The sequence below is a fragment of the Prevotella sp. P5-50 genome (genome assembly GCF_002251295.1).
In the GTDB taxonomy this organism is placed as follows: Bacteria; Bacteroidota; Bacteroidia; order Bacteroidales; family Bacteroidaceae; genus Prevotella.
The window spans coordinates 1-20,191 of sequence record NZ_NPJA01000039.1; the positions used below are offsets into that span (position 1 = coordinate 1).

Annotated in this window: 17 protein-coding genes; 4 read left to right on the forward strand and 13 right to left on the reverse strand. The window is 39.6% G+C overall.

What is annotated here, in order from left to right; all coding sequences use genetic code 11:
• The 3 genes from CIK88_RS12500 to CIK88_RS08860 all read left to right on the forward strand — a co-directional run.
• The coding region (locus CIK88_RS12500; RefSeq protein ID WP_216820880.1) for a hypothetical protein at positions 1-195 on the forward strand (195 nt) is incomplete at its 5' end.
• A gap of 959 nt (positions 196-1,154) precedes the next feature.
• On the forward strand, positions 1,155-2,138 hold the full coding sequence (locus tag CIK88_RS08855) for a cellulase family glycosylhydrolase (RefSeq protein WP_094390462.1): 984 nt from the start codon (positions 1,155-1,157) through the stop codon (positions 2,136-2,138).
• On the forward strand, positions 2,135-3,118 hold the full coding sequence (locus tag CIK88_RS08860) for an acyltransferase family protein (protein WP_094390463.1): 984 nt from the start codon (positions 2,135-2,137) through the stop codon (positions 3,116-3,118). The genes CIK88_RS08855 and CIK88_RS08860 overlap by 4 nt, the downstream gene beginning before the upstream one ends.
• Before the next feature lie 3 nt (positions 3,119-3,121).
• Here CIK88_RS08860 and CIK88_RS08865 read toward each other — a convergent pair whose 3' ends face one another.
• From CIK88_RS08865 to CIK88_RS08920, 12 genes are all read right to left on the reverse strand, one after another.
• Positions 3,122-4,312, reverse strand: a complete 1,191-nt coding sequence (locus tag CIK88_RS08865) for a glycosyltransferase family 4 protein (RefSeq protein WP_094390464.1) — start codon at positions 4,310-4,312, stop codon at positions 3,122-3,124.
• Positions 4,313-4,319: 7 nt separating this feature from the next.
• Positions 4,320-5,243: a DUF6625 family protein gene (locus tag CIK88_RS08870; RefSeq protein ID WP_094390465.1), complete on the reverse strand. Its 924-nt coding sequence runs from the start codon at positions 5,241-5,243 to the stop codon at positions 4,320-4,322.
• Between the two features lie 4 nt (positions 5,244-5,247).
• Positions 5,248-6,057 (reverse strand): glycosyltransferase family 2 protein, encoded by an 810-nt coding sequence (locus CIK88_RS08875; RefSeq protein ID WP_094435947.1) that lies wholly within the window; start codon positions 6,055-6,057, stop codon positions 5,248-5,250.
• A gap of 122 nt (positions 6,058-6,179) precedes the next feature.
• Positions 6,180-7,703 (reverse strand): lipopolysaccharide biosynthesis protein, encoded by a 1,524-nt coding sequence (locus CIK88_RS08880; RefSeq protein ID WP_094435949.1) that lies wholly within the window; start codon positions 7,701-7,703, stop codon positions 6,180-6,182.
• Positions 7,704-7,709: 6 nt separating this feature from the next.
• A complete protein-coding gene (locus tag CIK88_RS08885; protein WP_094389426.1) occupies positions 7,710-8,870 on the reverse strand; it encodes a glycosyltransferase family 2 protein in 1,161 nt (386 codons plus the stop codon).
• Positions 8,871-8,882: 12 nt separating this feature from the next.
• Positions 8,883-9,986, reverse strand: coding sequence for a glycosyltransferase family 2 protein (locus tag CIK88_RS08890; RefSeq protein ID WP_158214669.1), 1,104 nt, complete (start codon positions 9,984-9,986; stop codon positions 8,883-8,885).
• 75 nt (positions 9,987-10,061) lie between these two features.
• Entirely contained in the window at positions 10,062-10,949 is an 888-nt protein-coding gene (locus CIK88_RS08895) for a glycosyltransferase family 2 protein (protein ID WP_094435953.1), read from the reverse strand.
• Between the two features lie 21 nt (positions 10,950-10,970).
• Complete coding sequence (locus tag CIK88_RS08900) at positions 10,971-12,500, reverse strand: O-antigen ligase family protein (protein WP_094435955.1); 1,530 nt, start codon at positions 12,498-12,500, stop codon at positions 10,971-10,973.
• Between the two features lie 4 nt (positions 12,501-12,504).
• Positions 12,505-14,688: a hypothetical protein gene (locus CIK88_RS08905; protein WP_094435957.1), complete on the reverse strand. Its 2,184-nt coding sequence runs from the start codon at positions 14,686-14,688 to the stop codon at positions 12,505-12,507.
• 17 nt (positions 14,689-14,705) lie between these two features.
• On the reverse strand, positions 14,706-15,668 hold the full coding sequence (locus tag CIK88_RS08910; protein WP_094389421.1) for a TolC family protein: 963 nt from the start codon (positions 15,666-15,668) through the stop codon (positions 14,706-14,708).
• Positions 15,669-15,690: 22 nt separating this feature from the next.
• Complete coding sequence (locus CIK88_RS08915; protein WP_094389420.1) at positions 15,691-16,908, reverse strand: sugar transferase; 1,218 nt, start codon at positions 16,906-16,908, stop codon at positions 15,691-15,693.
• A 23-nt stretch (positions 16,909-16,931) separates the two neighbouring features.
• Positions 16,932-17,300: a response regulator transcription factor gene (locus tag CIK88_RS08920; protein ID WP_027449457.1), complete on the reverse strand. Its 369-nt coding sequence runs from the start codon at positions 17,298-17,300 to the stop codon at positions 16,932-16,934.
• A gap of 238 nt (positions 17,301-17,538) precedes the next feature.
• Between CIK88_RS08920 and CIK88_RS08925 the strand changes: the two genes are divergently transcribed.
• A complete protein-coding gene (locus CIK88_RS08925) occupies positions 17,539-19,029 on the forward strand; it encodes a xylulokinase (RefSeq protein WP_094435959.1) in 1,491 nt (496 codons plus the stop codon).
• A gap of 90 nt (positions 19,030-19,119) precedes the next feature.
• On the opposite strand, the gene buk is transcribed toward CIK88_RS08925, so the two are convergent.
• The gene (buk, locus tag CIK88_RS08930; RefSeq protein ID WP_094435961.1) at positions 19,120-20,187 is read right to left on the reverse strand and encodes a butyrate kinase; all 1,068 of its coding nucleotides are present in this window, start codon (positions 20,185-20,187) and stop codon (positions 19,120-19,122) included.
• Between the last annotated feature and the right edge of the window lie 4 nt (positions 20,188-20,191).

Sequence of the window (20,191 nt, forward strand, 5' to 3'; positions counted from 1 at the left end):
TATACGAGTTTGAAAACAAAAATATCTATAATAAAGTTAAATAGTGTTAAATATATAATTAAAGCTGCCAAAACTCTTGCATTCCGGGGGTGTCATGTTGTATCTTTGTATTTCAAGCCGAGGATGATTTCTAAAAATAAGAAAGATACCCTTAAACCAAAAATCAAACAAATAATTCAACAATTAAAATACTGATTATGTTTACAAAACCAACAGATTTACATGCCATCAGGTCACGACAGAAAGCCACGGTTTCTCGATTGCTTCTCGATTGCTTCTCGTTCGGTTCTCGTTCGGTTCTCGTTGACTTCTCGTTAGGTCCTCGTTCGTCTCTCGTTCGTCTCTCGTTGCTTAGTCGTTAGTCTATCGAAGACCGAACGAGAACCGAACGAGGAACAAGCGAAAAACGAACGAAAGAGCAACGAATGTCGATCGAGTAAATAGCGAGAATCTATCGAAAACTCGACGAAATGCCACCATCATGGCTGGTGGTACACCCTTCAGCAACCACAAACCAGCACAATGCCTTTTGTCTCAAATCTGCCGAGGTAGAACCCCGCATTTCCAGTCCACACTGAGCATTTTTACGGCGAATAAAACCATTTCGTCCATTCCGTGGGTCACTATGATTCAACCCTGCAGAAAGCCCTCCACGGGCTTTTAATGCCTTGTTTTCCACCTAAATAACCGAGTTATCCCCCACATAACCAACAGAGATAATCCTCTGTCCACCCCAAAAACAACCTGGAACACACCCAACAGTCCCATCTTCATAGGCTCAACTACAGGTCAAACCATAAAAATCATGCAAAGCCACAGCAGAGTCCTTCATATCACCATTTTGTGCAATATAAGTATAATAACCTTACAATATTAATACAAGACGTGTTTGATATATTTACAGAATGATATTCTTGCCTTTGAGTCTAATTAACGTTTCGCTTTCCACATTCTATCCTGTCCCAAGAATAATTGTTGTAATACCAAGGCGATTGCTGACTCCAAAATTTCTTATTGTCAATTACATCAAACAGAAGTATTTATAAGGTAGAATCGTATTAATTGCCCAAAATTTTTTTATTTTCAACCTTTTTCGTAAATTTGCAAAATAGAAATAATAAAAAAGATCACAATCAAGATATTTTTCTGAAACAATGAAGTCAATACTGCTAACCATTCTAATGACAATTCTTGGTGTTGATGGTCATGCGCAAGAATACTTTCATGTCCAAAAAACACAACTGATTGATGCCGCAGGACAACCTTTTATTATTGCGGGTGTCAACAACCCGCATGCCTGGTTAGGTGAAAAAGCCTATCAAGCACTTGATGATATTGCTGCTACAGGAGCTAATACGCTACGTATCGTATGGCACACAAGGGGGCAAGCCGCAGAATTGGAACGCGTCATAGAGCGTTGCATAGCCCTGAAGATGATTCCGATGATGGAACTTCACGATGTAACGGGAAACTCGTCGGGCGAACGGCTGCTCGATATGGCGCGATACTATGCTCGTGAAGATGTCAAAACTGTACTGATGCGTTACGAACGCTTTCTGCTCATCAATATTGCAAACGAGTGGGGCGCTCATCGTGTTACCACGAAACATTGGCAGAAAAGCTATGAAAAGGCTATCGCATTACTTCGTGAAGCTGGCTTCAAAACGACGTTGGTCGTTGATGCTCCAGGTTGGGGACAGAATATTTTACCCATATTAAAAGGTGGTCAGCAACTTATAGACTGCGACCCTTTGCACAATATTTTATTTTCTGTCCACATGTATGGTTCGTGGAATGACTCCCAAAAAATTATCAATAAACTGACAGAAGCCAAGAATAAACAATTGCCTTTGATCGTTGGTGAGTTTGGCTACAACTATAATGATGGCAAAAATAATCTCGGTTGTAAGGCCGACCATCGTACAATCCTAAAAACATGTCATCAGTTGGATTATGGTTTTATGCCTTGGTCATGGACAGGAAATAACCAAGAGAATGCTTGGCTTGATATGGTAGATCATCGTGATTGGAAGACGCCGACAGCATGGGGAACTGATGTGATTGAAGGTGCGTATGGCATCCGGCAAACAGCCATTCCCGCCAAAGTGTTTGAGAAAGATAAGGCAAGAGAAAAATGAAGAAACGACTTGAATTCATAGATATTGCAAAAGGTATTGGTATTCTTTTTGTATTGTTAAATCATGTAGAAAGTTATCAATGGGTGACTTTCTCCTCTTTTTTTGTGATTCCAATATTCTTCTTTTGTTCGGGTTATACGTTTTCATTCAATCAAGAAGAGAAATTTCGGTTTATAACTGTCGTTAAAAAGTTGCCAAAATTACTTAAACCATACTTCTTCTTTAGCGTATTGTTGCTGTTGATATTTAATGACTTTTCTTTGCGAGCTATTTCTGGTATTGTTTATTCAAGGTATTGTTTCTTTCCAATTGGAACGGATGATATTTATAGACTCTTTATAGTAGGAAACTTTCCGCTGTGGTTTCTGACTTGTATGTCACTATGTTATTTGCTCTATGCTGTTTATCTTCGTTTCTTTAAATATAAATATATTGTTCTGGCTGTTTATTTTCTGGCGTCTGTTGCCATGTCACATTTACCAGTACTATTACCATGGAGTATAGATACTGCACCACTTCTTACTATCTTTATGATTCTTGGATATGAAATTAAAGTGCGAAATTTACTTACAGAAAAGTGGCTGGTGTTAATATGTGCTATTATTTATGTTTTTGCTTTGAGATTTACTGAAGGTGTGAATATTTCAGTGAGAGAATATGGCAATAGTCTATCTCTTTTTTTAGTAGCAGGTTTTGCTGGATGTATGATTCTTACTAATTTGGCTTTGCTGCTTGAAAAATCGAAAGTGTGTCGGATTCCTCTTGTCTTGTTAGGAAGACATTCCTTGACGATTTTCTGTATGGAAATACCATTTATTGTATTAGGAAAGGACATCGCTCATCGTATGGCGGCTTTTTATCCTATATTTGAGAACACGAGCGTTGTAAGTATATTACAGTTTATGTGTGCTTTGATTGGTGGCTTTGTGTTGTCATGGCTTTTGAATAAAAATCGAATGGTAAAACAGATAGTTTTTTGAGGTTTATGAATAACAATCGATAGTAGCAAAGAATTGTTTTGCATATTTCTCTTTGTCAAACAGTTTTGATTGCCTTATTGAGGCTTTTGACATTTTTGCTCTCTGTTTTGGATTGTTATATAAAGACAGAATACTGGTCGCAATATTATCTGGTAACTGGTCGTTCTTGTCAAGTACAATTGAACAATCTGGTGTTAATACCTCAGGAATACCTCCCTGAGATGTCGAAACGATGGGAAGCCCCATTGCCATGGCTTCTACCAATGTGAGACCAAAAGGTTCGTTCCAGATAGAAGGAAGAACAGCAACATCTGCCAATGCTAATATGGACGGAACGTCATGATATGGCTTAAATCCTGTAAATATAATCTTGTCTTGAATGTTGTATGCTTTTTCTTTTAATTTTTTGACGAACATGTTATCATCCTTGTTTCGTCCATAAAATGATCCTCCCACAATTAGAAGTTTGATTTTAGAGTACTTGGTGAGTTTATGGAATGCTGTAATCAACTGAAGAATACCTTTTTCTTCAGTTAGTCGTCCGGAAAATACAACGATGAAATCTCCTTCGCTTATACCAAAATCTTTTCTTTCATACAAAAGTTTGTTGCAATGAGAAAAACTAGATAAATCAATTCCATTATGTACAACAACACTTTTGCTGTCAGAAGCATTTATTGTTAGTATTCTCATTCTTATATAGTCAGAAACGGTGATAATACTTGTGGCAAGATGATACAACTCTTGGCTTTTGTATGTATTGCTATTTAAGTTATCGTTATGAAGATGATATATGAGTTTTGAGTCTGTTAGCTTTTTGAGTTTTAGAGCATAACCAGGTCTGTTCTCAAGAATAATAGCATCGTAATGATTACGACGAATATGTTTTATGGATTTGTATAGGAAATACTCTATATTGTAATTGTAATATTCATTTTTATGGTTGAATAGATGATACATTCTTTTGCATATTTTAGCCCAAAGCGTATCAGTTTTGATGAAATGATAATGATTATTGCGTGAAGATAGAGCGCGATGACCGTGCACTTGTTGATCATCTATACTATATACTGTAATATCGTGCAAATGGTGAACTTCATTGTATTCAAGGTAAAAATCAATGAGGTTTTCCACAGCTCCTCCTCGTACGGCAGGAACAGGTAAGATACCAGAAGTAAGTATTGCTATCTTCATTAGTTGTTTATTTATAGTGTCCTAAGTTTAATTTCCATATAATGCGGTCTTTCCATTGTGCAAGTTTTGTCCTAAAGGTTCGTTTCCTGCTATAAAATAACAAATGGAATTTTATCATGTGTTTGGGAAAATCAATCATTGATGTAGGGGTAATCAGAAAGTGATTGTAATCTGAAATTTTATCTTTCATGAATGCCCTATGTTGGAAATGTGCATAGAGAGACTCTTTCTTTTCGATTTTCCCATTGACTATGCGAATCATGTACAAATGTTGACCATCGTGTTCAAACAATACTTGTTGCCATCCTCGCGTTAAACTGTTGAAATGAAAAGCTTGTTTGGGCTTTGAGACGTTGTCAAATGGAGTCTCTAGCCAACAATCATTTGGGCGGCATGCTTTCCATTTGTCGCTACACCCCATATGGTCAAACTCATCGAAGAATGTAATGTTTCTTGTTGTATATGCATCAGTATATTTTTGGAAACCATTTTCTTCTTTCATAAAATATTCATTGGTGTCAGAATCATTTCTGAAAAGAGAAAGATGTCCCCATCCTAATATAAACTTGTATTTTAATACCTCATCAGTAATAAAAGTGCGTATATTTCCATATACAAGGTCTAAGTCACCAAATCCCCAAAAATCATATTGTTTGATGTAATCTTTTAGGATATAGCCATAAGCTGGTTTATATTCGCAAAGCTTGTATGGCCTATCTAATATAATCTGAAAATCGAATGCCTTTTGAACAATTATACGAAAGTCCTCAAATCTCATTTTGTGGACGATAATATTCTTATATGGTGCTATTTCTGCATCGGTAAAGAACATAAAGTCAACACTTGGATTGCGTATAGCTGACGCCCTCCAAATATCGTATTGTGGAGGTAACTTTCCGAAATAGGGGAATATAACAACAATAGATTTCATGGCTTTATTTGAAGAATTTTGATATACGATAAATCACTTTGATACAGAATCTAATCATCTTGACGTTTTTTTCTTCATTACAGAGAGAAAAGAATTTATATAGGGTTATTTTGTCAATCTTAGATAAAGATGCGTAGTCTTTATACACACCAGGAGCCAGGAAATTCTTCAGATACTGCCGCTTTTCTTCTTGACTTTTTGCGTTTTGACGTTCTGTGATACCTCCAGCTTCTCGTTTACAGATAATGTCTGGAATAAAGATTACTGTCTTTTCTTCTGCTACGATTTTTCTTAAATAGAAAATCCAATCTGAAACGAATTTGTATGATTCGTCATATTGATATTCTTGAAATAAACATTTCTTAAAAAATGTACTTTGATGGGCAAGGGTTTCTTCGTAAAACGTAATCATGGAAAGTCGCATGGGCTCCAATGATACATGACCAAGTTTCAGATCTTCATTATAATGGTAATCATGACCGACAATCATATCTTTTTCAAGATGATAATCTGCCACTTTCTGTAATACATCATTATTATAAAAACAATCTCCAGAATTCATGAAATTAAGATATTCTCCATTGGCAACCTCAATACCCTTGTTCATGGCATTGTAGATACCCTTGTCAGGTTCTGATACCCAATACGTGATTATGTTGGCGTATTCTTTTATGACCTCAACGCTTCCGTCTGTTGAACCACCATCAATGATTATGAATTCGTAATCAGTATATGTTTGATTTACAACACTTTTGACAGTGTTGCGGAGACCTTCCACATTGTTGTAGTTAATAGTAATAATCGAAAATTTCATAAACTTTATATGATATCAATTCAACTTTTAATGCAAAGTTAATGATTATCTGTGAGATATAGTCTAATATTGACGAAAATAATTATCGTTTCTGATTTTTTTCAATATACGATTGAGATTACTTATTTGTGTATAAATCTATGCAGGCAATCTTTGGTTCCTTTTACACAAATACAATAGGATGGAATAGAAATTACAAAATATATTGCCATTCCCGATAAAGCGTATAAAACCCATGTGCCGATATTTTGATACGGATCAATTGGTAAAAGCCTCGTCAAGCATGTTGGTATAATGATGGCAATCAATGAAACAATATAGTTTCTTGTCACAGATTTCCAATAGTTGAAAATGGGCTCCTTAAAGCCTGAATGGTACAAATAACATGGCTTCCAGATTACAACTATCAATAAAAGACTAGTAATCTTACCTAATAGTATTCCTATGATTCCCCATTTTAATCCACAAATTATGGTAATGCTTATATTTATGGTTAGTTCTGCCCATGCTGACCACACGTCAGCATAAAGACCATAGGCATAATTAAAATTATCTACCGAGTTTCTGGAATTGGTAATATAAATAAAGATAACAAGTAATATCAAAATGTTATGGTCCATAATATATGATGATCCTAACCAATGATAGATAAATGGTTCTGTGAAGTTGTATAAGGAATAGCATAATGTTGCTGCAACGAAATGATGAAGGGCTGTGATTTGCCAAAAGACATTGATGATGTGTGGGCGATGCCCTTCTGCAACAAGATTGCCTACACTTGCTCCAATACTATTGGTAATGGAATTAAATAATGATATGAGTTTTGAGAAGATAATAAGGTAATTGCCATAGAGGGCAACCATTTTCAATGAAACGAATATAAAGATGAACAACTCGTCGCTTTTTATAAGCAAGAAGTCTTTAATCTTATGAATGAATATTTGTCTGGTTTTTCCTGTTATATTTGGGTATTTCTTCAATAATGCCTTGCCGTTATTGATATTGACATTGAGCCAAGGGTATTCTTTGTTGATTTTCCAATTAAGGATAATGCAACCTATGATACCGAATAAGAATTCGACGAATACCCATACGAACAAGTTCTTATAGGTATATGCTAAGAATATCTGCAAGGCTATTTTACATAGATTGGCACTCTGGTAATATATCGCAACTAGATAATTTTTTTGGTCTGCAGACAATAGAATTTGCCTAAAGTTAATAAAGTATCCTATAAGGGCAGAGCCTAAAAAAGAATAGAAAGAGAAATAAATAATGTAGAAGCTTAGACCTGCTTTGGAAAAGATAAGAGGAAAGAATAGGCTGACAGAAATACCAGCAAAGAGAATGATTATTCCAATTTTTCGATATAAGAATCCTAAAACGGAAAGAATTTCTTGTATTTCCTCTCTATTATTTGATTGAAGTGGCTTAAAGAGAAAATATCCTACAGATGCAGAAATCCCAAGTTCTGCAAGATTGAGGTAACCTAATATATTTCCAAGTGTTCCTGTTAGTCCAATAAAGTCTACCCCTAAGCAATCTAAGAATATTTTCCTAGAAAAGAAAGCAAAGAATAAAGAGAGAAAGTAAAAAACGAGATTTACTTTCGCATTCAATATACTTTTGTGGATTCTTTCTGCCATTGGGCTTTATTTATGGTGTGAGGTGTGAATGAAATCATTACTTTTGATGTTTATCTTCGTCAGGTTTTGAAGCATACTGCCTGTAAGCCTGAAAAATGAGATGATTTTTCCGAAGATAGCTCTTGTGCGGAGATGGCGAGGAATGGCTATCAAGAGGGCTATAATCAACGCAATAAACAATGCCCACCAACGAAGTCCCCATTGCCAACAGACGCAGGTCATTATGACTGCAACAACAGGTATTGTTGCTAAAAGTATAGAACGGGGTATCAGTAGCTGTTGTAGGGTCTTGTCAATATAGTTGATGTTCCCTTTTATAAAAGCCTTGGGTAAATAAGGGAGCATGAACAAAAGACTTTGTATCTGACCAGTCATCCAACGAAGACGCTGGCGACGGAAGTTATCTTGATTAGATACCTTCTCATCATAAACATGGATAGTTGCCTCATACTTGATGAAAATATTTTCTTGCATGAGCATGGCTTCTAATTCGCGGTCTTCTACTGCAGTTTGTAGTTTGGATACATGATTTTTGAACCATTCAAAACGGAAACACATGCCAGAACCGATTAATGCTGACGACATTCCTATTATGTTATGGGCTTTACGGAAAATGGTATTGTTGATTTCTTCACTTGTTCCTTCAAGTGCAGCTATGTCGTTGTCGCTATTCTTTGCGCAACGATGACATTGAACGAAATCATAACCTTGACAACAAACAGCGTTAAGACGCTCAAGGAAATCAGCATGAACCACATTGTCAGCATCTAAAATGACCACATGGTCGTACTGTTTCCTAGTTTCTGAAATAGCATATTGTAATGCTCTTGCTTTACTACTCTTATAGAATATAGGTCGATGGAGCGTGATGGGGAGCGCAAGCAAGGCATCGTTGGTGCTCTTTGTCATGTGGTCAGAAATGACAGCAACATCATAATTTGTCTTCGGGTAGGTTTGTTCCAGAAAACTTTTGATGGATGATACTATAACTGCATCTTCATGATAGGCAGGGAATAATACCAAATAGGTGTGTTGTACCTCTGTTATGGTAGTTTTATTTTTTTTGTGATGAAACAAGGATACGATGGCATAGAATAATACATAAATGACAGAAGGCGCTATGAAAATCCATAACGCAAGGTCAATGATATGTATGATAGTCCACATGGTATAGGGAGTTTATCGTTTTGTATGATGAAACTTTTTGTCGAGGTAATCTATAAAATCGGCTATCTTTGAAAGACCAGGAATGCACCTCATGAGTATCAAGGGTGATTTAAGAGAAGAGCGACTCCAATTCTCGTCAACAAGATAGTCTGGTGTTGCTAAAGCAAAGATAAATAGAACAAAGGCAAATAATGCCCACCATTTCAATGCCAATGACATATAGATGAATGGGAGAATGGCGCTCATTATTACAACAAGTCCCATCAACACCATACGAGGCATCAGCATCCATTGTATAATCTTGTCTGCCAAGTCGTATTGGCGAGTCAGTATTGCCCAAGGAAGATGATGGATGTTCTTGAGTAGTGTAACGAACTGGCTTTTTATCCATTGACCACGTTGACGGTTGAAGTCTTCTGCATGTTGTGGCTTTTCGTCATAGACATAAAGGTCTTCCACATATTCCACAAATACGTGTTGTTGGAGTAGAATAGACTCTAAATTCTTATCATCCCAACTGGCCTTAGATTGGAGAATTGTAGATTTGAACCATTCGAAATCAAACGCCATTCCTGACATACAAAGACTGGCAGATAATCCCAAACGATTGTGTCCTCTACGGAATATGGTGTTGTTGATTTCTTCAAAAATAGCAGCCATCTGTGATACTTGACTCTTGCTGTTTCTTGAGACACGATGTGCCTGAAGAGCTCTCGTGCCTGCATTCTCGTAGGCGGTATTGATCTTTTCCAGGAAATCAGACTCAATGATGTTGCCAGCTTCAAGAATTATAACGACATCGTAGAGCTTGAATTGGGGCAGATTTGAAATGGCCAATTGGAAATACTTTGCCTTATTGCTTTCTCGGAAATTGGGGGTGAGTAGTGTTATAGGTTGCTGTGCCAAATGGAAATTGGTCATCTCGTTGTTGTGATCTGATATGACAGTGATATCAAATAACCGTTGAGGATAACTCTGACCTAATGCCGAGGCTACTGTTTGCTCTACGTTACTATTGCGGTATGAAGGTATAAGAATGATGAAACGGTTCTGATGTTTCACTTTCTGGGTGTAATGACGCTTTGGCAACATTGCTGCCAAAGTGAAAATCGTCATATATATCACCGTAAATGATATTAGACAGAATAATGTGATGTCACAGAAGTATAAGAGTGTCCAGATGTCCATAATCTAAAGTTTTATATAGTCAACAATGCCATTGATTACGGATAGTGCATGACGCAACTTGCCATGAAGGAGCGATAGCAACATATCCTTGGGTGCTACAATGCCGATTAAATACAATTTTGAGCAGAGCCCCTTGAAACCAGAATAATTCCTCTTGACGAACAGCAAACGGTTGCGTGTAATGTAATACATGCGAAGTGGCGAGCTTTGTCCTGTGGCGCGACTTTCCTTATGAAAGACTGTAACGACAGGGTCATACCAAATCTCATAGCCAGCCCGACGTATCATTATACTCCAGTCTAATTCCTCATAATAAAGGAAGTAACATTCTGGCATCATTCCAACTTGGGCAATAACTTCACGCTTGACCATCATAGCAGCCCCATGGGCATAGGGTGTTGGATGGGCTGTATTATATTGTCCATGATCTTGCTCATCATAGCCGATAGCACTGTTGCGCATGGTGATGGATGACAGGGGAGTGTAGCCTGCAAATTGAATGGGTGCATCGTCCCAAAAGAAACGTATTTTTGGGCATATAGCTCCAATCTTAGAAGATGAGGCAAAACGATTGACCAAGGCTTGAAGATTCACTTTGACTTTGCCCTCACGAAAGAACACAGTATCGTTATTGACAAAAAAAAGAAATTGTCCTTTTGCTGCTCTGATACCGAGATTGTTTCCACCAGCGAACCCAAGATTCTTATTACTTCTAATTACCCTAACTTGAGGATAACGGTGTTCGATAATAGTGGCTTCATCATCACGGGAAGCATTATCTACCACTATCACCTCTAATGGATAATCATCAAAGGGGATGGTGTCAATTAGCGAACAGATGTCGTCGAGTCCGTTGTAATTGATAGTGATGATAGATATGACGGGTTCCAAAGGTGTCTTATACGCTTGTGTTTATACTCTTGATGCTTTTTTCTTTTCTAATTTCAGACGCTTGCGCTCTGCTTGTTTGGCTAACTCTTCGTTTTCGAAGGCTATCCATTCCTTCTCCATAAAGGGTAATGCATACACCATACTGAGACCTCCATAGAAGAGAAAGCAGTTGGGGAAGTTCATCAATATTTGGTTAGCATATCCTCCTAATTGGATGGAGACAAAGGCGCAACATAATCCTGCACCAATACCTCGCATGGATGGGCTGTTTATCCTAAACAGGACTGTCCAGCATGCTCCACCTAACATGATGAGCGTGGTCAATACGAAAGTTATGATACCTATCTTTCCTGTACGTACCCAAATATATACATATTCTGAGTCTGGTGGAATTTCAGTCAAGATGCGGTATTTGTTATTGGCAGGTACTTCTTCGCGTTCCATACCTATGCCAATTCCCCAAGGGGCTTCTTTGATATATTTCTTGATGGATTCCTTGTTTACATCACGAACATTTAAAGAGGCGTCGCTTCTGTCAAATGCTGTGCGCATACGTCTGATTGAGCCGTTGCTGTTTCCGATGTTGGTAAAAGCTAAGATGAAAAACGCAATGCCAAATGTAATACCCACAAAGGCTGACAGTTTGACAGATTTTGCTAAAACAATATAGAACGCAATGCCTGCGCCAAAACACACAATAGCGGTACGGGTGCCCGACGGAAACATAGCCCAGGTGCAGGCAATGCCTGTGATGAGGAAAAAATAACGGTATTTTTTTACTTTGTTGGTTAAGGCAAAAATCAAGAATGCTACAGCCGTAGAGGCAATACCAATACCAAAACTTGCTGCGTCATTGTGTGTTGAGAAATAACGTATAAGTGTTCCCCCTTGGATGATATGTGTACTACGTCCTCTTCCATATATCCATGCATGTTCACCATAGGTGAATCCTATATATTTCTGTTTCCATACCCAAAAAACAGAGAATAAGGAGAGGGAGCCCCAAAATATCAAATAATATATGAGTATTTTGGGCTTGTCGATATAGATGATATAGACTAAGAATGCATAGAGAATCTGGAAAGCCATGAGGCGGGCACCAGTGTACCAAGCATAAACATTGATGCCAAGATTACAGGTATCATTGAAAATTTCCAAGGTGCAAAAACCACACCAAATCATCAATGCATAGAGCATCATGTTTCCAGTACGTTCAAAACATGGAGATTTACGGGCATCGATGATGGCAATGGCCAATAAAACGATTTCCAATGCTTCGTTATAGAAAGACAGCGGTATGCCACCAGGTAGCCATCCGTTTGTGTTGAACCAGTGCAATAAATAGTTGAGAAAAAACAATAGCCAAAAAGTGGCGGTGCGCCAACGGAATGCTATATAGATAGCTGCTATCACCAAGGGCGATAGACATATCATGGCAAAGGGACCGATACCTACCGATACAAATTGGTAGATAGCTACTGAAAACAGGAGAAAGAGCAATATTGCTCTTCCTCCGTTTCCGTCCGTATAGGTTGCGAACTTATTCTGCATGTATTTACAGGGCTTTGTTGTTTTCAGTGGCTGTCAATCCTAACTGAGACATGCGATATACAAAGTTGTTGAACTTAGTATAAGGTGGCAATTGACCGACAAACTCTTCTACAGCATAGCGGCTTGCCTCTGTCAGATACATATAGAGTGTGTTCTTGTGATCTTCGTCCAGCATGGCCTCTACTTCCTTCAAGGCTTTCTGATCGACATCCTTCCAGGTGCGATTGGCACGAGTTACCATGAGGTTGACAGTACCCATGTTTAGCAATGCTGGTGCAATGGAGTTGTCGTTGAGGTTCGGGTACTCAATGATGGCTATCTCATCGGGCAAGATATCTGGGCACAAGTCTTTGATGCCGTTTGCCATAATGAATTTACTGTCTTCTGCCAAGAAGTCTTCGTCGTAGGTAAGGCGGCGAACTTGCAGACCGATGGATATCCAATAGTTTTCCAATTCCTGAGCGAGATAGCTCCTTCCATTACCTGAGTCGGTAGAGATGAGGTTTAACACATTCTGCTGACCTTCCTTGAAATGGGGAAGCAGTGCCTTGCTCAACTGGCGCAATGACATATCGGCAATGGTCTTGTTGAAGCGGCGATAGCGCAGATTGCTTTCGCGTGGGAAACAACCCATGACGGGTACTTTAGTGATGCGTTCTGAACGCATACGGTCACGAAGTGTACGATCGAGCAATTCGATAATGAAGAAGTATAAGGCTGTCAGCATGAAGGTCAGAAGAAATGCACCCAACAGAATCATGATACGATTGGTAGGCTGTGCATTCAAAGGGAACATCGGTGGGTTGAGTACACGGAGTGTGGCGGTACTCATCTGCAAGTTCTTCTGACGCAGGCGTGCTGCATTCAAAGCTTTCAGCATTTCCATATAGTTTCCTTCCACAAATCCAATATGACGCGCTTTACGGTCCAAGGTGGCACCAATAGGAGAATAGAACAGATATTGGCGATCGAGATTCTGTTGCATGATATCTGTTGCTGACATCTGTGCTTTCACTTTTTCCATGGTCAACATTTGATCCAGCCACTTATCAATCATTGGCTGAGCCTTAACACCAGTTTCGGTGCTGTAACTACCAGCTTCAATGTCGTGGGTGAGTTTTCTAACACGTTGTGTAGTGGCTTGGAGTTCTTTCTGTGCTTTTGCCAGTTCTTCCTGCGCCTCATTATTGAGGTCACCACCTTCTCCGCTCATCAGTCGAAGGTTAGAGATACGTGACTGTAAACGTGAAATATCCTTGATTTCGTTGGTGAAACTCTGGTTTGCGCGGATTACTTTGGCACGATCGCCCAAATGACGCTCCAAGTAGTCCAAAATGGCTTTTGAAGTGGTATATTCCATCAATTGGTCGTTGCGGAAATTCTGCTGTTGGGCTTCCAAACCACTTAACTGCTTGGTCTGTTCACCATAGTTGATGATGCGTTTCGAAACGTTGTAGCGAATGAGATCATCTTCTGCACCTGTCAGAATACGATAGAGGCGAGCAACCTCACGCTCAAAGAACTTGATGACATTGTTGGTTTCACCGAAACGAATCAACTGATATTGGCGAGCGAAGACTTCGTTCAAGATATCCAATGTGTTATAGGCGATACCTGCATCGTTGGCAGAATAACCTATATCAATGATATCACTATTATTTAATTGTACCACTTTTAAGCGTGAGGTGATTTGGTTTACACCGAAATATGGGTGATAGTTAAGTAAGCCAAAGATGTAGTTGTCTTGGGAGGGCTTAACGTATGCTTTTAGGTTGGCATAGGATGCCGATTCGCTGTTGCGGTTAATCAATGCCTTGACTTCTGCAGGAACTTGGGCGTCAAGTTCACGGAAGTGTTCGGCTGAGATGTAGTTGTTGTCTTTGTTTGGATTGCCATACATCATACAACGAGCAAACAGACGAAGGGAAACCTCATTGATAGTAGTCTCTGTAGTGATGATGAGCATCAAGTTATTGATGTTGGTTTGGGGATTGCCACCTGCAACACCCACACCACCTTCAATATTGTAGCCGGTAATCATACCAGTATAAATAGTGGCATTAGTGTCGTAAACGCGGTCCATGTGGCGGGTAGAGAACCATGCTATGATAAGGGCTATCATGGGGAAGATAACCAAATACCAACGTATCTTATATAAAAATCTGACGATATATCTGAATAAATCCATATTAGTAAGGCGTTATGTTATTTCTTTTTGTTGTTTTTGGCAGCTTCGCGTTCTGCTTTTTTCTGTGCTTCGCGTTCAGCTTTCTCTAACTGGCGATAGCGTTTCTCTTCATTTTTTACTTCTTCTGCAATACGCTTGTCAACAGCTTTGTTCTCCTTAGCAATCTGCTTGTCAGATTTCTGGATGGTATCATCAAGTGTTACGTCTGTTGTAGCATTGGTTATGATTGGTGTGCGAGAGAGAATTTCCAAAGTGATGATGTCTGTCATCAGTTTGGTTTGAAGCGTTTGGTATTGCTGAACTACGCTGAGCTCATGCATCTTGGTGTAGGCATAGTTTTCCATAGTCATGTTGCCCTGATGGAAATCTTCCTGATTCAAAGAGCCGGCACCTTGGTATGCTGCAGCACTTTCACTGGCGGTCTTTAGAGTAATCAAATTGTTGGTAATGGTCACATAAAGAATACCAATTTCCTTTTTTAAATCTTCAAATTCAATGTCTTTTTTTAATTTTGCCTGTTCTGCCTCAATGCGCTTGCGTTTAACAGATGCGCTGAGGTCAAGGATGTCTTCCAATGGAACGGCAACATTGACACCAACATTCCAATAACTCTGTTCGGTTCCTTGAAATTGGTATAGTGTCGGGCTATAAGCCGACGAACTGTTTCCCCACATATCGGCCTTACCATAACTATAGCTGGCATGACCTGTGACGTATGAAAAGATATGGCGCTTCTGTTTGGCAACTTCTGCCTGTGCCAACTCCTGCGCTTTTGCCAACGACAGAATCTGAGGATTCTGTTTGGCGTTTTCATACAACACGGATAATGGTGGTAAATGGAAGGTGGAAAAGTTGAGCGTGTTGTTTTCGCTGGAATCGAAGAATCCAGCGCTAATGCCACTTTCGTCCAACTGAGCATGGGCGGCAGTACCTGCACCAGTTAGAACTAAGAGCAATAGTAGTCTCTTGATTTTTTTCATCTCAATTTAGTTAATCTAATTTTTAAACGTTTTCTTTCTGGATAAATGCAAAGAGTGTACGGAATATAATCTTCATGTCGAGCATGAAGTTATAGGTCTGTCCATACGTGATGTCAAGTTGTTTGCGCTCTTCGGCAGACATATTGCCGCCTTTGCCGCGCTCTTCTACTTGCCAAAGGCCGGTAAGGCCCGCGGGGGCCATGAAACGGTCAATGCTGGTGTCAACGGTTAGCTTTTCTGCCTCATATAGAGGAAGCGGACGATTGCCAACAATAGACATATCACCTCGAAGGATGTTAAACAACTGTGGAAGTTCGTCAATGCTGTATTTGCGGATGAAACGACCTACCTTAGTGATGCGTGGGTCATTTTCTATCTTAACAAATGCGTTATTATTCTCTTCTTCACGCTTCTTGTTGAATTCGCTTTCTGCTACAACGTAGTTGTCTCCAATGAGCATCACTTCTTCATCGCCAATCATCATGCCGGATTCCATACCCATGGTGAGCATTTCTTGCTCAGCCTCGTCACCCAAAGGTGCTGTAATATTCTTCTGCTTATCGGCCTCTTCTTTTTGATCAGTATCCTTTTCTGCATACTGGTTATGATCTTTGCTTAATTCCTTTAATCGACGCTCTGCATCTGCATACATGCTACGGAATTTAAGGAAGTTGAATACTGTGTAATTGGTACCTACTCGTTTCGATTTGAATAGAATCGGTCCTTTGCTTTCCAAACGAATGGCAATGGCAGTAAGGATGAATACAGGTGAAAGCAGGATGATAGCAATGCTAGAGAATATAATATCGAAAAGACGTTTCCAAAGTGGAATTTTGAATTTTAAAATTTTGTGTTTGGAGCTTTCGTCATCGAAAAGTATGTTCTCACGATCGGATATGAACTGAATTTTCTTGTTCAATGCCGTAACAGACGCATCACATTCTATGGTATCATTGATACCGCATTTCATATAAATATCACGCTCCTTTGGTGTCATAGCATTGGTAAGGAGAATGATATATACATTGTGGCACTTCTTGCGAAGGTAGGTGATGGCGGTGATGTCTTCGTTGCGGACACTACGTTCGTAAAACACAATAAAATGCTCATTGCGTACGTGAGGCGTACACAATTGAGCAGTATCCTTATAAGCATTGGTTATACGAACCATCTGCCCTGGGATGTATTTTAGTTTTTCCTGTGTTTTTGGATTGTTTCCTAAGTAAACAACACCTATCATATATTATATGTGATTTCTCAAAATTAGTTTGGTAAAATCTTCTTCACACGAATTTTAAGCTCCATGGGATTGAAAGGCTTAACAATATAGTCTTCTGCACCAATCTCCAATAGGCGAATTCGCTCACTTGTGGAATCTTCACTTGATAACATGATTACTGGGATGTGACGGAACAACTCGTTCTGCTTAATCCACTCCAAAAAATCGTCTCCTCGCATTCCTGGCATACGGATGTCGGAGATAATCAAGTCGGGAGTGTTACCGGCCTGAAGCCATTTTACGCCCTGTAGCCCGTCGGGGAGCCACTGAACATCATAGTCACTCATCAAGTAGATTGAGAGCACCTTTGCGATGGTCTCTTTGTCATCAAGGATTAATATTTTCTTTTTCATTTATGAACTGAACTTTATGTTTTGGTCGTGATTTTTGTTTGGCCATGGCAGGATAGAAGTTGACTTCATTCTGTTTATTAGGCTTCTTTTATGCGCAAAGGTAGGAAAAAAAATTAAAAGTAGCGGTATATTGAGCAAAAAAATGAGAAAAAAAGATGAAAAAAGACGATTTTCTAAAAAAAAATGAAGAACTTTGTAGGCAGAAACGAATTATAAATAAATTATTAACTATTGTATTATGTCAAATAGATACCTATTAGGTTTTGACGTGGGCAGTTCTTCTGTCAAAGCGTCGTTGGTAAATGCCGACACAGGCAAGTGTGTTGCTACTGCTTTTTATCCTGAAAAAGAAGCTCCTATTATGGCTGTAAAAGCAGGATGGGCAGAACAGGATCCTCAGATGTGGTGGGATAATGCCAAATTGAGTTTGAAGAAAATTATGGCTGATGCCCAGGTTAAGGGTGAAGATATCAAGGCTATTGGTATTTCCTATCAGATGCACGGCTTGGTATGTGTAGATAAGAATCTGCAGGCGCTGCGTCCTTCTATTATTTGGTGTGATTCACGTGCAGTACCTTATGGCGAGAAAGCATTCCGTGATTTGGGCGCAGAACAATGTCTTGGTCACTTGTTGAATTCACCAGGTAACTTTACTGCGGCTAAATTGGCATGGGTGAAAGAGAACGAGCCCGACATTTATGAGAAAATTTATAAGGTGATGTTGCCGGGTGATTATATTGCCATGCGTCTCTCAGGTGTTGCCAATACTACAGTAAGTGGATTGAGCGAAGGAATGCTTTGGGATTTCAAAAATAACAGAGTTGCTGATTTCTTGACCAAATATTATGGCTTTGATGAGTCGATAATCAGCGATATCGTTCCGACTTTCAGCATTCAGAGTGAAGTTTCGGCAGAAGCTGCTGCAGAGACAGGTTTGGAGGCAGGAACCCCGATAACCTACCGTGCAGGTGATCAACCCAACAATGCATTGTCGCTTAATGTGTTTAATCCTGGAGAAATCGCATCTACAGCCGGAACATCAGGTGTGGTTTATGGTGTGCTTGGAAATGTTAACTACGACAAGAAAAGTCGTGTGAATACATTTGCACACGTCAATCATACTGAAGAACAAACCCGTTTGGGCGTACTGCTGTGCATCAATGGTACAGGTATCCTAAATGCATGGGTTCATCGTAATATAACTCCTGAGGTTGGTTATGCAGAGATGAATGATCTCGCTGCTACTGTTCCTATCGGAAGTGAAGGAGTTACTGTTATTCCTTTTGGAAACGGTGCAGAACGCGTTTTGGAGAACAAGGAAATTGGCTGTTCGTTCAATGGTGTTAATTTTAATAAGCATAATCGTGCACATCTTGTACGTGCTGCACAGGAAGGTATTGTGTTCTCGTTCTGCTATGGTATGGAAATCATGCAACAGATGGGTATGGATATCCACAAGATACATGCTGGTAAGGCTAACATGTTCTTGAGTCCATTGTTCCGTGATACCCTCGCAGGTGTTAGTGGGGCAACTATTGAATTATATGATACAGATGGATCGGTAGGCGCTGCCAAGGGTGCTGGTATCGGTGCTGGTATCTATAAAGACAATAATGAGGCTTTTGCTTCTTTGGATAAACTTCAGGTGATTGAACCGGATGAGGCACACCGCGCAGAGTATCTTGCTGCTTACGCCCGTTGGAAGGATATTCTGAAAAACAATATCTGATTATAGATATTGCTTCATATAGTTTCTCCTCTCTTGCTAATAACAAGAGAGGAGTTTCCTTTTTCTCAGAATCTAACTACTGTGTTGGGGCTATTGGTAAATTTGTGCCTTGCTAGTTCCTTTTAATACAGATAACGCATTGAGAGCTAATGCTTCCATTTCGTTTTCTCCAGGAAAACAATAAACAGGTGCGAGGTAGCCGATTCTGCGACGAAGCTCGTTAGTAATGTAATCACTATGTGCCATGCCCCCTGTCAATAGAATAGCGTCAACGTTACCGCAAAGTACTGCACCTTCTGCTGCTATTTGTTTTGCTGTGTGGTAAATCATGGCATCTGTAATGATTTGTGCTTGTTTGTCTCCATTCTTGATGCGTTCTTGTATCTCTTTCATGTTGTTGGTGCCAAGATGTGCGGTAAGTCCTGCTTTTCCTGCTATTCGCTTCAGTAATTGTTTTTCTGTATATTTTCCACTGAAACAGAGGCGGATGAGGTCTGCTGCCGGCAAGGAACCTGCACGCTCTGGCGAGAACGGACCTTCACCGTCGAGAGCATTGTTGGTGTCGATGGCCTTTCCGTGTTCATGTGCTGCTACGGATATGCCTCCTCCTAAGTGGCAGATGATGAGATTGAGGTCTTCGTATCTTTTACCGATTTCTCTTGCGTATCGTCTTGCAATGGCTCGTTGATTAAGAGCATGCCATATACAGATGCGAGGCATGAGCGGACTACCGCTGATACGTGCTAATGGAGAGAGTTCATCGACAACTCCTGGGTCAGCAATAAATGCGCGACAGTTTGGAATTGTGATGGCAATTTCATGTGCTATCAGACAACCAAGATTGCACGCGTGATTGTGCATGACGCATCCGTGTAGTGTGTCGTTGAGCATCTGCTCGTTGATTTCATAAACTCCACCTGCAATAGGCTTAACCAAGCCTCCACGTCCAATGACAGCATCGAATTTTACAGGAATATTAGCACGGTGCAGTTCTTTGATGACAAGATTGCGTCGGAAATCCTGTTGTTCGGTAATAGCATCATAGACAGCCAATTCATCGGCAGAGTGGGTGATGCTATGAAGGAGTATTGGCTTTTCGTCTTCATAGACAGCTATCTTTGTCGATGTTGAACCTGGGTTGATGACGAGAATTCGCATAGTT